This is a genomic window from Streptomyces sp. NPDC050145, assembly GCF_044460245.1.
In the GTDB taxonomy this organism is placed as follows: Bacteria; Actinomycetota; Actinomycetes; order Streptomycetales; family Streptomycetaceae; genus Streptomyces.
Window position 1 is genome coordinate 110459 of sequence record NZ_JBITJS010000023.1, and the last position, 11292, is coordinate 121750.

At 65.4% G+C, this 11292-nt stretch carries 19 protein-coding genes and 1 pseudogene; all 20 read left to right on the forward strand.

Going from position 1 to position 11292, the window contains the following annotated elements:
- Positions 1-28 precede the first annotated feature (28 nt).
- Positions 29-397 (forward strand): 50S ribosomal protein L14, encoded by a 369-nt coding sequence (gene rplN / locus ACIBTU_RS35050; protein ID WP_003992364.1) that lies wholly within the window; start codon positions 29-31, stop codon positions 395-397.
- 2 nt (positions 398-399) lie between these two features.
- Entirely contained in the window at positions 400-723 is a 324-nt protein-coding gene (rplX, locus tag ACIBTU_RS35055; protein WP_016645174.1) for a 50S ribosomal protein L24, read from the forward strand.
- Positions 723-1280 carry a 50S ribosomal protein L5 gene (gene rplE / locus ACIBTU_RS35060; protein ID WP_399130730.1) on the forward strand — a complete coding sequence of 186 codons (558 nt, stop codon included), beginning with the start codon at positions 723-725 and terminating at the stop codon, positions 1278-1280. The genes rplX and rplE overlap by 1 nt, the downstream gene beginning before the upstream one ends.
- 5 nt (positions 1281-1285) lie before the next feature.
- Entirely contained in the window at positions 1286-1471 is a 186-nt protein-coding gene (locus ACIBTU_RS35065; RefSeq protein ID WP_003948630.1) for a type Z 30S ribosomal protein S14, read from the forward strand.
- Positions 1472-1679: 208 nt separating this feature from the next.
- Positions 1680-2078: a 30S ribosomal protein S8 gene (rpsH, locus tag ACIBTU_RS35070; protein WP_018528360.1), complete on the forward strand. Its 399-nt coding sequence runs from the start codon at positions 1680-1682 to the stop codon at positions 2076-2078.
- 21 nt (positions 2079-2099) lie between these two features.
- On the forward strand, positions 2100-2639 hold the full coding sequence (rplF, locus tag ACIBTU_RS35075; protein ID WP_399130732.1) for a 50S ribosomal protein L6: 540 nt from the start codon (positions 2100-2102) through the stop codon (positions 2637-2639).
- A 3-nt stretch (positions 2640-2642) separates the two neighbouring features.
- Positions 2643-3026 (forward strand): 50S ribosomal protein L18, encoded by a 384-nt coding sequence (gene rplR / locus ACIBTU_RS35080; protein ID WP_365570235.1) that lies wholly within the window; start codon positions 2643-2645, stop codon positions 3024-3026.
- A 41-nt stretch (positions 3027-3067) separates the two neighbouring features.
- The gene (rpsE, locus tag ACIBTU_RS35085) at positions 3068-3676 is read left to right on the forward strand and encodes a 30S ribosomal protein S5 (protein ID WP_161304255.1); all 609 of its coding nucleotides are present in this window, start codon (positions 3068-3070) and stop codon (positions 3674-3676) included.
- Positions 3676-3855 carry a 50S ribosomal protein L30 gene (gene rpmD, locus ACIBTU_RS35090; RefSeq protein ID WP_013001408.1) on the forward strand — a complete coding sequence of 60 codons (180 nt, stop codon included), beginning with the start codon at positions 3676-3678 and terminating at the stop codon, positions 3853-3855. Before rpsE ends, rpmD begins: the two co-directional genes overlap by 1 nt.
- Before the next feature lie 2 nt (positions 3856-3857).
- Positions 3858-4313 (forward strand): 50S ribosomal protein L15, encoded by a 456-nt coding sequence (gene rplO / locus ACIBTU_RS35095; RefSeq protein WP_399130733.1) that lies wholly within the window; start codon positions 3858-3860, stop codon positions 4311-4313.
- 235 nt (positions 4314-4548) lie between these two features.
- Positions 4549-5862 carry a preprotein translocase subunit SecY gene (gene secY, locus ACIBTU_RS35100; protein ID WP_399130734.1) on the forward strand — a complete coding sequence of 438 codons (1314 nt, stop codon included), beginning with the start codon at positions 4549-4551 and terminating at the stop codon, positions 5860-5862.
- Complete coding sequence (locus ACIBTU_RS35105; RefSeq protein ID WP_399130735.1) at positions 5862-6509, forward strand: adenylate kinase; 648 nt, start codon at positions 5862-5864, stop codon at positions 6507-6509. Before secY ends, ACIBTU_RS35105 begins: the two co-directional genes overlap by 1 nt.
- 116 nt (positions 6510-6625) lie before the next feature.
- Positions 6626-7462, forward strand: a complete 837-nt coding sequence (map, locus tag ACIBTU_RS35110; protein ID WP_399130736.1) for a type I methionyl aminopeptidase — start codon at positions 6626-6628, stop codon at positions 7460-7462.
- A gap of 89 nt (positions 7463-7551) precedes the next feature.
- A pseudogene (locus tag ACIBTU_RS35115) lies at positions 7552-7710 on the forward strand (type I methionyl aminopeptidase); the annotation flags it as partial.
- 171 nt (positions 7711-7881) lie between these two features.
- Positions 7882-8103 carry a translation initiation factor IF-1 gene (infA, locus tag ACIBTU_RS35120; protein WP_003948620.1) on the forward strand — a complete coding sequence of 74 codons (222 nt, stop codon included), beginning with the start codon at positions 7882-7884 and terminating at the stop codon, positions 8101-8103.
- Between the two features lie 59 nt (positions 8104-8162).
- Positions 8163-8276, forward strand: a complete 114-nt coding sequence (gene rpmJ / locus ACIBTU_RS35125) for a 50S ribosomal protein L36 (protein WP_003998809.1) — start codon at positions 8163-8165, stop codon at positions 8274-8276.
- A 214-nt stretch (positions 8277-8490) separates the two neighbouring features.
- Positions 8491-8871, forward strand: a complete 381-nt coding sequence (rpsM, locus tag ACIBTU_RS35130) for a 30S ribosomal protein S13 (RefSeq protein ID WP_399130737.1) — start codon at positions 8491-8493, stop codon at positions 8869-8871.
- A gap of 66 nt (positions 8872-8937) precedes the next feature.
- Complete coding sequence (rpsK, locus tag ACIBTU_RS35135; RefSeq protein WP_003948617.1) at positions 8938-9342, forward strand: 30S ribosomal protein S11; 405 nt, start codon at positions 8938-8940, stop codon at positions 9340-9342.
- Between the two features lie 159 nt (positions 9343-9501).
- On the forward strand, positions 9502-10524 hold the full coding sequence (locus ACIBTU_RS35140; protein WP_003966937.1) for a DNA-directed RNA polymerase subunit alpha: 1023 nt from the start codon (positions 9502-9504) through the stop codon (positions 10522-10524).
- Between the two features lie 114 nt (positions 10525-10638).
- On the forward strand, positions 10639-11136 hold the full coding sequence (gene rplQ, locus ACIBTU_RS35145) for a 50S ribosomal protein L17 (RefSeq protein WP_399130739.1): 498 nt from the start codon (positions 10639-10641) through the stop codon (positions 11134-11136).
- Positions 11137-11292 lie beyond the last annotated feature (156 nt).

The window sequence follows — 11292 nt, forward strand, 5'->3', positions numbered from 1 at the left end:
GGAACCGGCAGACGATCAGGAGATAGACGTGATCCAGCAGGAGTCGCGACTTCGCGTCGCCGACAACACTGGTGCCAAGGAGATCCTTTGCATCCGTGTTCTCGGTGGCTCGGGTCGCCGCTACGCGGGCATCGGTGACGTCATCGTCGCCACCGTCAAGGACGCGATCCCCGGCGGCAACGTGAAGAAGGGTGACGTCATCAAGGCCGTCATCGTTCGCACCGTCAAGGAGCGCCGCCGTCCGGACGGCTCGTACATCCGCTTCGACGAGAACGCCGCTGTCATTCTCAAGAACGACGGCGACCCTCGTGGCACCCGTATCTTCGGCCCGGTGGGCCGTGAGCTGCGCGAGAAGAAGTTCATGAAGATCATCTCGCTCGCGCCGGAGGTGCTGTAAGCATGAAGATCAAGAAGGGCGACCTGGTCCAGGTCATCACCGGTAAGGACAAGGGCAAGCAGGGCAAGGTCATTGCCGCTTACCCGCGCGACGAGCGCGTCCTGGTCGAGGGTGTCAACCGGGTCAAGAAGCACACCAAGGCCGGCCCCACGGCCTCTGGCTCGCAGGCCGGTGGCATCGTCACGACCGAGGCGCCTGTCCACGTCTCCAACGTCCAGCTGGTCGTTGAGAAGGACGGCAACAAGGTCGTCACGCGCGTCGGTTACCGCTTCGACGACGAAGGCAACAAGATCCGCGTTGCCAAGCGGACGGGTGAGGACATCTGATGACGACCACCACCAACCCGCGTCTGAAGCAGAAGTACCGCGACGAGATCAAGGGCAAGCTGCAGGAGGAGTTCTCGTTCGAGAACGTCATGCAGATTCCCGGTCTGGTCAAGATCGTGGTCAACATGGGTGTGGGTGACGCTGCGCGTGACTCGAAGCTCATGGACGGTGCCGTCCGCGACCTGACCACCATCACGGGTCAGAAGCCGGCCATCACCAAGGCCCGCAAGTCCATCGCGCAGTTCAAGCTGCGCGAGGGCCAGCCGATCGGCGCCCACGTCACGCTTCGTGGCGACCGCATGTGGGAGTTCCTGGACCGCACCCTGTCGCTCGCGCTTCCGCGCATCCGCGACTTCCGTGGTCTGTCCCCCAAGCAGTTCGACGGCCGTGGCAACTACACCTTCGGTCTCACCGAGCAGGTCATGTTCCACGAGATCGACCAGGACAAGATCGACCGCGTCCGGGGTATGGACATCACCGTGGTCACCACGGCGACCAACGACGCTGAGGGCCGTGCGCTCCTTCGTCACCTCGGCTTCCCGTTCAAGGAGGCGTAAGCGAGATGGCGAAGAAGGCTCTTATTGCCAAGGCTGCTCGTAAGCCCAAGTTCGGTGTGCGTGGCTACACCCGCTGCCAGCGTTGTGGCCGCCCGCACTCCGTGTACCGCAAGTTCGGCCTGTGCCGCGTGTGCCTTCGTGAGATGGCTCACCGTGGCGAGCTGCCGGGCGTGACCAAGAGCTCCTGGTAATCCCCTAGTTGGGATTATCCGGATCTCTCGGTAAGCAGAAGGTCGGCAGAGCACCGGCTCCACATGGCTTAGGCTTGTGGGGTTGGGCTCTGTCGCCCTGACCGACTTACTACGCCGTAGGTCCCCGCGCCGCACCCGTCCCGCCCCTGTGTGGGGAGAGGGATGGCGCATACAGGAAACCCCGGCGAGAGAGGCCGAAGGCCAATTCATGACCATGACTGATCCGATCGCGGACATGCTGACGCGTCTGCGTAACGCGAACTCGGCGTACCACGACACCGTGGCTATGCCGCACAGCAAGATCAAGTCGCACATCGCCGAGATCCTCCAGCAGGAGGGTTTCATCACCGGCTGGAAGGTCGAGGACGCCGAGGTCGGCAAGAACCTCGTCCTCGAGCTGAAGTTCGGCCCGAACCGTGAGCGTTCGATCGCCGGCATCAAGCGCATCTCCAAGCCGGGTCTGCGCGTTTACGCGAAGTCCACCAACCTGCCGAAGGTCCTCGGCGGCCTGGGCGTGGCGATCATCTCCACGTCGCACGGTCTCCTGACCGGCCAGCAGGCAGGCAAGAAGGGCGTGGGTGGGGAAGTCCTCGCCTACGTCTGGTAGCGGAAGGGAACAGGAACAGCTATGTCGCGTATTGGCAAGCTCCCCATCACGGTTCCCGCCGGCGTGGACGTCACCATCGACGGCCAGGCGGTCACGGTCAAGGGCGCCAAGGGCACCCTGACCCACACCGTCGTGGCGCCGATCGAGATCGCCAAGGGTGAGGACGGCGTTCTGAACGTCACCCGCCCGAACGACGAGCGTCAGAACAAGGCCCTGCACGGCCTGTCCCGCACGCTGGTGGCGAACATGATCACCGGCGTGACCCAGGGTTACGTGAAGAAGCTCGAGATCAGCGGTGTCGGTTACCGCGTCCTGGCGAAGGGCTCCAACCTGGAGTTCTCGCTCGGCTACAGCCACACGATCCTGATCGAGGCGCCCGAGGGCATCTCCTTCAAGGTCGAGTCGCCGACCAAGTTCTCGGTCGAGGGCATCGACAAGCAGAAGGTCGGCGAGGTTGCGGCCAACATCCGCAAGCTGCGCAAGCCCGACCCGTACAAGGCCAAGGGCGTCAAGTACGAAGGCGAAGTCATCCGCCGCAAGGTCGGAAAGGCGGGTAAGTAAGCCATGGCATACGGTCAGAAGATTGCTAAGGGCGACGCTTACAAGCGTGCTGCCATCAAGCGGCGTCACATCCGTATCCGTAAGCACATCTCGGGTACGGCTGAGCGTCCGCGCCTGGTCGTGACGCGCTCGAACCGCAACATCGTGGCCCAGGTCATCGACGACGTTAAGGGTCACACCCTCGCGTCGGCGTCGACCCTGGACGCTTCGATCCGTGGCGGCGAGGGCGACAAGTCCACGCAGGCCAAGTCGGTCGGAGCCCTGGTCGCCGAGCGCGCCAAGGCTGCCGGTGTCGAGGCCGTCGTGTTCGACCGTGGTGGTAACCAGTACGCCGGGCGCATCGCCGCCCTGGCGGACGCCGCCCGCGAAGCCGGCCTGAAGTTCTGAGCCGGTTCCGTAGCTAGCGGAAACAGAGAGAGGTAATTCCAATGGCTGGACCCCAGCGCCGCGGTGGCGGTGCCGGTGGCGGCGAGCGGCGGGACCGGAAGGGTCGCGACGGTGGCAACGCTGCCGCCGAGAAGACCGCGTACGTTGAGCGCGTTGTCGCGATCAACCGCGTCGCCAAGGTTGTGAAGGGTGGTCGTCGCTTCAGCTTCACTGCGCTCGTCGTAGTGGGCGACGGTGACGGCACCGTGGGTGTCGGTTACGGCAAGGCCAAGGAGGTGCCGGCCGCCATCGCCAAGGGTGTTGAGGAGGCCAAGAAGCACTTCTTCAAGGTCCCCCGTATCCAGGGCACCATCCCGCACCCGATCACGGGTGAGAAGGCGGCGGGCGTCGTCCTGCTCAAGCCGGCGTCCCCCGGTACCGGCGTTATCGCCGGTGGCCCGGTGCGTGCCGTGCTCGAGTGCGCCGGCGTTCACGACATCCTGTCGAAGTCGCTCGGTTCGTCGAACGCGATCAACATCGTGCACGCGACCGTGGAGGCCCTCAAGGGCCTGCAGCGTCCCGAGGAGATCGCGGCTCGCCGTGGTCTGCCCCTCGAGGACGTCGCTCCCGCGGCTCTGCTGCGTGCGCGTGCCGGGGCTGGTGCTGCGTAATGGCTCAGCTCAAGATCACGCAGACGAAGTCGTACATCGGCAGCAAGCAGAACCACCGTGACACCCTGCGCTCCCTTGGTCTCAAGGGCATCAACACGCAGGTCGTCAAGGAGGACCGCCCCGAGTTCCGCGGCATGGTGCACACCGTCCGCCACCTCGTGACGGTTGAGGAGGTCTGATCATGGCGGAGAACAACCCGCTCAAGATCCACAACCTCCGTCCGGCCCCCGGTGCCAAGACCGCCAAGACCCGTGTCGGTCGTGGTGAGGCGTCGAAGGGTAAGACGGCAGGTCGCGGTACCAAGGGTACGAAGGCCCGTTACCAGGTTCCGGAGCGCTTCGAGGGTGGCCAGATGCCCCTCCACATGCGTCTTCCGAAGCTCAAGGGCTTCCGGAACCCCTTCAAGGTCGAGTTCCAGGTCGTGAACCTGGACAAGCTCGCCTCGCTGTACCCCGAGGGTGGCGAAGTCACCGTCGAGGGTCTGGTGGAGAAGGGTGCTGTCCGTAAGAACAGCCTCGTCAAGGTCCTCGGCCAGGGCGAGATCACCGTGGCGCTGCAGGTGACGGTCGACGCCGTCTCCGGCTCCGCCAAGGAGAAGATCGCCGCCGCCGGCGGCACGGTCACCGAGCTCGTCTGAACCCAGACACCGTCTCGATGACATGAACGATCCCGACCGGGGATACCCCACAAAAGGGGTATCCCCGGTTGGTCGTTCCTAGGGGGGCAGGTACGCCGGTAAGGTGGCCACCGCTGCTGATTTCCGGGTTGTTGTGTGCCCCCGGCACCAATCCCGGCCCTCGGCCGTTACGTATTCGTCGAATCCTCAAGACCGTCACCTCTGACGCACGCGCGCGGGGGTCGCAGGAGGCACCGTGCTCACCGCGTTCGCCCGGGCGTTCAAGACGCCCGACCTGCGCAAGAAGCTGCTCTTCACGCTGGGCATCGTCGTGATCTACCGGCTCGGGGCGCACATCCCCATCCCCGGTGTGGATTACTCGAACGTCCAGACGTGTATGGACGTGGCCAATTCCAGCACCGGCCTGTTCGGTCTGGTCAACATGTTCAGCGGCGGCGCCCTGCTGCAGATCACGGTCTTCGCGCTGGGCATCATGCCGTACATCACCGCGAGCATCATTCTGCAGCTGCTCACTGTCGTGATCCCGCGCTTGGAGGCCCTCAAGAAGGAGGGCCAGGCGGGTACGGCCAAGATCACCCAGTACACCCGTTATCTGACGGTGGCGCTCGCCATTCTCCAGGGCACCGGCCTCGTCGCCACGGCCCGCACCGGCGCGCTCTTCCAGGGCTGTCCCGTGGCCAGCCAGATCGTGCCCGACCAGTCGATCTTCATCACCATCACGATGGTCATCACGATGACCGCCGGTACCTGCGTGATGATGTGGCTCGGCGAGCTCATCACCGACCGCGGCATCGGCAACGGCATGTCGATCCTGATGTTCATCTCGATCGCCGCCACCTTCCCGTCCGCGCTGTGGGCCATCAAGCAGCAGGGCTCCCTGGCCGACGGCTGGATCGAGTTCAGCACCGTCATCCTCGTCGGCCTGGTCATGGTCGGCCTGGTGGTCTTCGTCGAGCAGGCCCAGCGTCGCATTCCGGTGCAGTACGCGAAGCGCATGATCGGCCGACGTTCCTACGGCGGTACGTCCACTTACATCCCGTTGAAGGTGAACCAGGCGGGTGTGATCCCTGTCATCTTCGCGTCGTCGCTGCTCTACATTCCGGCGCTCGTCGCGCAGTTCGCGGGCGGTGACTCGTCGTGGAAGGTATGGATCGACGACCACCTGACCAAGGGAAATCACCCGATCTACATCGCTACGTACTTCCTGTTGATCGTTTTCTTCGCCTTCTTCTACGTGGCGATCTCGTTCAACCCCGAGGAAGTCGCGGACAACATGAAGAAGTATGGTGGCTTCATCCCGGGCATCCGGGCTGGCCGACCGACCGCTGAGTATCTCTCGTACGTGCTCAACCGGATCACCTGGCCGGGCTCGCTGTACTTGGGTCTGATCGCTCTTGTACCGACGATGGCGTTGGTTGGTTTCGGGGCAAACCAGAACTTCCCGTTCGGCGGCACCAGCATCCTGATCATCGTGGGTGTTGGTCTGGAAACGGTGAAGCAGATCGAGAGCCAGCTCCAGCAGCGCAATTACGAAGGGTTCCTCCGCTGATGCGAATCGTCCTCGTCGGGCCGCCTGGTGCCGGCAAGGGAACGCAGGCCGCGTTCCTTGCCAAGAACCTGTCGATCCCGCACATCTCCACGGGCGACCTCTTCCGTGCCAACATCAGCCAGGGCACGGAGCTGGGCAAGAAGGCCAAGTCCTACATGGACGCCGGCCAGCTCGTCCCGGACGAGGTCACCATCGGGATGGCCAAGGACCGCATGGAGCAGCCGGACGCCGTCAACGGCTTCCTGCTCGACGGCTTCCCGCGCAACGTCTCGCAGGCCGAGGCGCTCGACGTCGCCCTGCAGGCCGACGACGTGAAGCTGGACGCGGTTCTGGACCTCGAGGTCCCCGAGGACGAGGTGGTCAAGCGCATCGCCGGCCGCCGCATCTGCCGCAACGACTCGGCGCACGTGTTCCACGTCGAGTACAAGCAGCCCAAGACCGAGGGCGTCTGCGACGTCTGCGGTGGCGAGCTGTACCAGCGTGACGACGACCAGGAAGAGACCGTGCGCAAGCGGCTCGAGGTCTACCACACGCAGACCGAGCCGATCATCGGCTACTACCAGACGCAGGGGCTCGTGAAGACGATCTCCGCGCTGGGCAAGGTGGACGAGGTCACGGCGAAGGCCATGGAGGCCCTCGGTCGCTGACCGGTTCGGTCCGGCACACATCGCTTCGCTCAGGCCGCGGTTCCCTTTCGAGGGGGCCGCGGCCTTAGTGTTGGTGGGTACTCCTTTTACCGGTATGACGGAGAGCGCAGGCCCCCATGGTGCAGATCAAGACCCCCGAGCAGATTCGCAAGATGCGGGAGGCGGGGCTTGTCGTCGCGGCGATCCATGCCGCGACCCGGGAGGCGGCCGTGCCGGGCGCGACGACGCGGGACCTCGACGAGGTCGCCCGCAAGGTGATCGCGGAGCACGGCGCGAAGTCGAACTTCCTCGGGTACGGGGGCTTCCCCGCGACGATCTGCACCTCGAAGAACGAGGTCGTCGTCCACGGCATCCCGAGCGAGAGCGTCGTCCTGGAGGACGGCGACATCATCTCCATCGACTGCGGCGCGATCGTCGACGGCTGGCACGGGGACGCCGCGTACACCGCGTTCGTGGGCTCCGGTCACGCTCCGGAGCTGATCGAGCTCTCCCGGGTGACCGAGGAGTCGATGTGGGCCGGCATCGCCGCGATGAAGACCGGCAACCGGCTGGTGGACATCTCCCGTGCCATCGAGACGTACATCCGCCGCCAGCCGAAGCCGGGCGGCGGCAAGTACGGGATCGTCGAGGACTACGGCGGCCACGGCATCGGCACCGAGATGCACATGGACCCGCACCTGCTGAACTACGTCGAGCGGCGGCGCGGCAAGGGAGCCAAGCTGGTCCCCGGCTTCTGCCTGGCGATCGAGCCCATGGTCTCGCTCGGCACCCCGAAGACCGAGGTCCTCGAGGACGACTGGACGGTCATCACGACGGACGGCACCTGGTCCTCGCACTGGGAGCACTCGATCGCCCTGACCGAAGAGGGCCCCCTGGTCCTGACGTCCCCGGACGGCGGCAAGGCGAAGCTGGCGGAGATGGGCATCACGGCGGCACCGGATCCGCTGGCGTGAGTGATCGCCGGTCGGAGGCCGGCGCAGCGGCTCGAAGCTTGTGAGGCGCTCCGGCGCCGAGCCCGCGAGAGGGGCGTCGGGGATTGGTCGACTGGACGGTCATCACGACGGACGGCACCTGGTCCTCGCACTGGGAGCACTCGATCGCCCTGACCGAAGAGGGCCCCCTGGTCCTGACGTCCCCGGACGGCGGCAAGGCGAAGCTGGCGGAGATGGGCGTGACGGCGGCGCCGGATCCGCTGGCGTAGCCCCGTAGCCGGAGGCTTAGTGATCTCTGTGGTAGGGCAGAATTCCTGGATTCGTCTTTCCGGGGGTACTGACGTAGACTGACTCGTCGGCTCTCGTGTATGCGCATGTCCGCACGTCGGACAGTGCAGGACACGGAAGTCGATCAAGGTAGTCGATTCGAAGGGCGAAGCGTGGCCAAGAAGCAAGGTGCCATCGAGATCGAGGGCACTGTCGTCGAGTCTCTGCCGAACGCCATGTTCAAGGTCGAGCTCCAGAACGGCCACCAGGTTCTGGCACACATCAGCGGCAAGATGCGCATGCACTACATCCGCATCCTCCCTGACGACCGGGTCGTGGTGGAGCTGTCTCCGTACGACCTGACGCGTGGCCGGATCGTCTACCGGTACAAGTAGATCTTGCCCGAGTCCCGCACTCTGCGGGCCGCCGGCAACTGACCCGGAGAACCTCACCCATGAAGGTCAAGCCGAGCGTCAAGAAGATCTGCGACAAGTGCAGGGTGATCCGCCGTCACGGCCGGGTCATGGTGATCTGCGAGAACCCGCGCCACAAGCAGCGCCAGGGCTGACGCAGACCCATTCACTGCAGTTCGTTCGTAGATTTCGCGCGACGCAGCACATTGAGTAAATATGCAGGGCCCGCCGGCGACGAGCACGTCTCGTCGTGGCGACACCCTCGGTCGGAGGCCGAGGACCCAGCTCGTACCAAATCTTTGAGCTCAAAGAGGACGGCGGCTGGGACTGGTTCTGCTGCAGACCTCCGAGTATCAACAGGAGCCTTGAATGGCACGCCTTGAAGGTGTTGACCTCCCGCGCGAAAAGCGCGTCGAGGTTGCCCTCACCTACGTGTTCGGCATCGGGCGTACGCGCGCCCAGCAGACGCTGGACGCCACCGGTGTGGACCGCAACATCCGTGTTCGCGACCTGAGCGAGGAAGACCTCGTCAAGATCCGCGAGTACGTGGACCAGAACTACCAGACCGAGGGTGACCTCCGTCGCGAGATCCAGGCCGACATCCGCCGCAAGGTCGAGATCGGCTGCTACCAGGGTCTGCGCCACCGTCGTGGTCTGCCGGTCCGCGGTCAGCGCACCAGCACGAACGCCCGCACCCGCAAGGGTCCGCGTCGCGCCATCGCCGGTAAGAAGAAGCCGGGCAAGAAGTAGTCCTCAGCGGACGCTTGACCAAGCGGTCTTCGCTGTAGGACCGACCACCTCCCGTAGGAGATTTAGATGCCCCCCAAGGGTCGTCAGGGCGCTGCCAAGAAGGTGCGCCGCAAGGAAAAGAAGAACGTCGCTCACGGGCACGCTCACATCAAGAGCACGTTCAACAACACGATCGTGTCCATCACGGACCCGACCGGCAACGTGATCTCGTGGGCCTCCGCCGGCCACGTCGGCTTCAAGGGTTCGCGTAAGTCGACCCCGTTCGCCGCGCAGATGGCCGCCGAGTCGGCCGCGCGTCGCGCGCAGGAGCACGGCATGCGCAAGGTCGACGTGTTCGTCAAGGGTCCCGGCTCCGGCCGTGAGACCGCGATCCGCTCCCTCCAGGCCACGGGCCTCGAGGTCGGTTCGATCCAGGACGTGACGCCCACGCCGCACAACGGCTGCCGTCCGCCCAAGCGTCGCCGCGTCTGACCTCGGTCAGCAGCGCAGGCCGCTTGGTCTGAGGTTTCCGGGCGGTACGGCTCCTTCGGGCCGTGCCGCCCGTACCCTTGTAACTGCAGTACATATCGGGCTACCGCCCGGTGGCAAGGGCATCAAATAGTGGGTGCCCATGACTGAAGGATTCGCAGAATGCTGATTGCTCAGCGTCCCTCGCTGACCGAAGAGGTCGTCGACGAGTTCCGCTCCCGGTTCGTGATCGAGCCGCTGGAGCCGGGCTTCGGCTACACCCTCGGCAACTCCCTCCGCCGCACGCTCCTCTCGTCGATCCCCGGCGCTGCTGTCACCAGCATCCGCATCGACGGTGTCCTGCACGAGTTCACCACCGTGCCGGGCGTCAAGGAGGACGTCACCGACCTGATCCTCAACATCAAGCAGCTGGTCGTCTCCTCGGAGCACGACGAGCCGGTCGTGATGTACCTGCGCAAGCAGGGCCCGGGTCTGGTCACCGCCGCCGACATCGCGCCCCCGGCCGGTGTCGAGGTGCACAACCCCGACCTCGTCCTCGCCACGCTGAACGGCAAGGGCAAGCTGGAGATGGAGCTGACCGTCGAGCGCGGTCGCGGCTACGTCTCCGCCGTGCAGAACAAGCAGGTCGGTCAGGAGATCGGGCGCATCCCGGTCGACTCGATCTACTCGCCGGTTCTCAAGGTCACGTACAAGGTCGAGGCCACGCGTGTCGAGCAGCGCACCGACTTCGACAAGCTGATCGTCGACGTCGAGACGAAGCAGGCCATGCGCCCGCGTGACGCCATGGCGTCCGCCGGTAAGACCCTGGTCGAGCTGTTCGGTCTCGCCCGCGAGCTGAACATCGACGCCGAGGGCATCGACATGGGCCCGTCCCCCACGGACGCCGCCCTGGCCGCCGATCTGGCGCTGCCGATCGAGGAGCTCGAGCTCACCGTTCGGTCGTACAACTGCCTCAAGCGCGAGGGCATCCACTCCGTGGGTGAGCTCGTCGCCCGCTCCGAGGCGGACCTGCTCGACATCCGCAACTTCGGTGCGAAGTCGATCGACGAGGTCAAGGCCAAGCTCGCCGGCATGGGCCTCGCGCTCAAGGACTCGCCCCCCGGGTTCGACCCGACCGCTGCCGCCGACGCCTTCGGCGCCGACGACGACGCGGACGCGGGCTTCGTGGAGACCGAGCAGTACTGATCGGTCCCGCTTTCCGGGGGACGCTCGCGTCCCCCGGATCTCCGACAGGCGGCCGCCTGCTCGGACACTGACTCCGGTACCTGATACGGCCGGGGCAGACACCTAGGAGAAATCATGCCGAAGCCCGCCAAGGGTGCCCGTCTGGGCGGCAGCGCCGCGCACGAGAAGCTCCTCCTCGCGAACCTCGCGAAGAGCCTCTTCGAGCACGGCAAGATCACGACGACCGAGGCCAAGGCCCGTCGTCTGCGCCCGTACGCGGAGCGTCTGGTCACCAAGGCGAAGAAGGGCGACCTTCACAACCGCCGTCAGGTGCTCACGGTCATCACGGACAAGAGCGTCGTCCACACGCTCTTCACCGAGATCGCCCCGCGCTACGAGAACCGTCCGGGTGGTTACACCCGTATCACCAAGATCGGTAACCGTCGTGGCGACAACGCGCCCATGGCTGTCATCGAGCTGGTCGAGGCCCTGACGGTCGCGCAGCAGGCCACCGGTGAGGCCGAGGCCGCCACCAAGCGTGCCGCCAAGGACGCCGAGGCTGCCGCTCCGGCCGCCGAGGTCGTCGAGGACGCCAAGCCGGCCGAGGCCGCCGAGGAGTCCAAGGACGCCTGATCGCGTTTCTTGATGTGAAGCGGGCCCGTCCCCGGATCTCCGGGGCGGGCCCGCTTTGCGTGCGCCCTAGGTGTGCTGTTCTGACACGTTGGTGACGCGGCTGGCTGGGGTGTGGCCGCTGATTCCGGTGTGGGGTCGGTGGTAGTTGTACCAGTC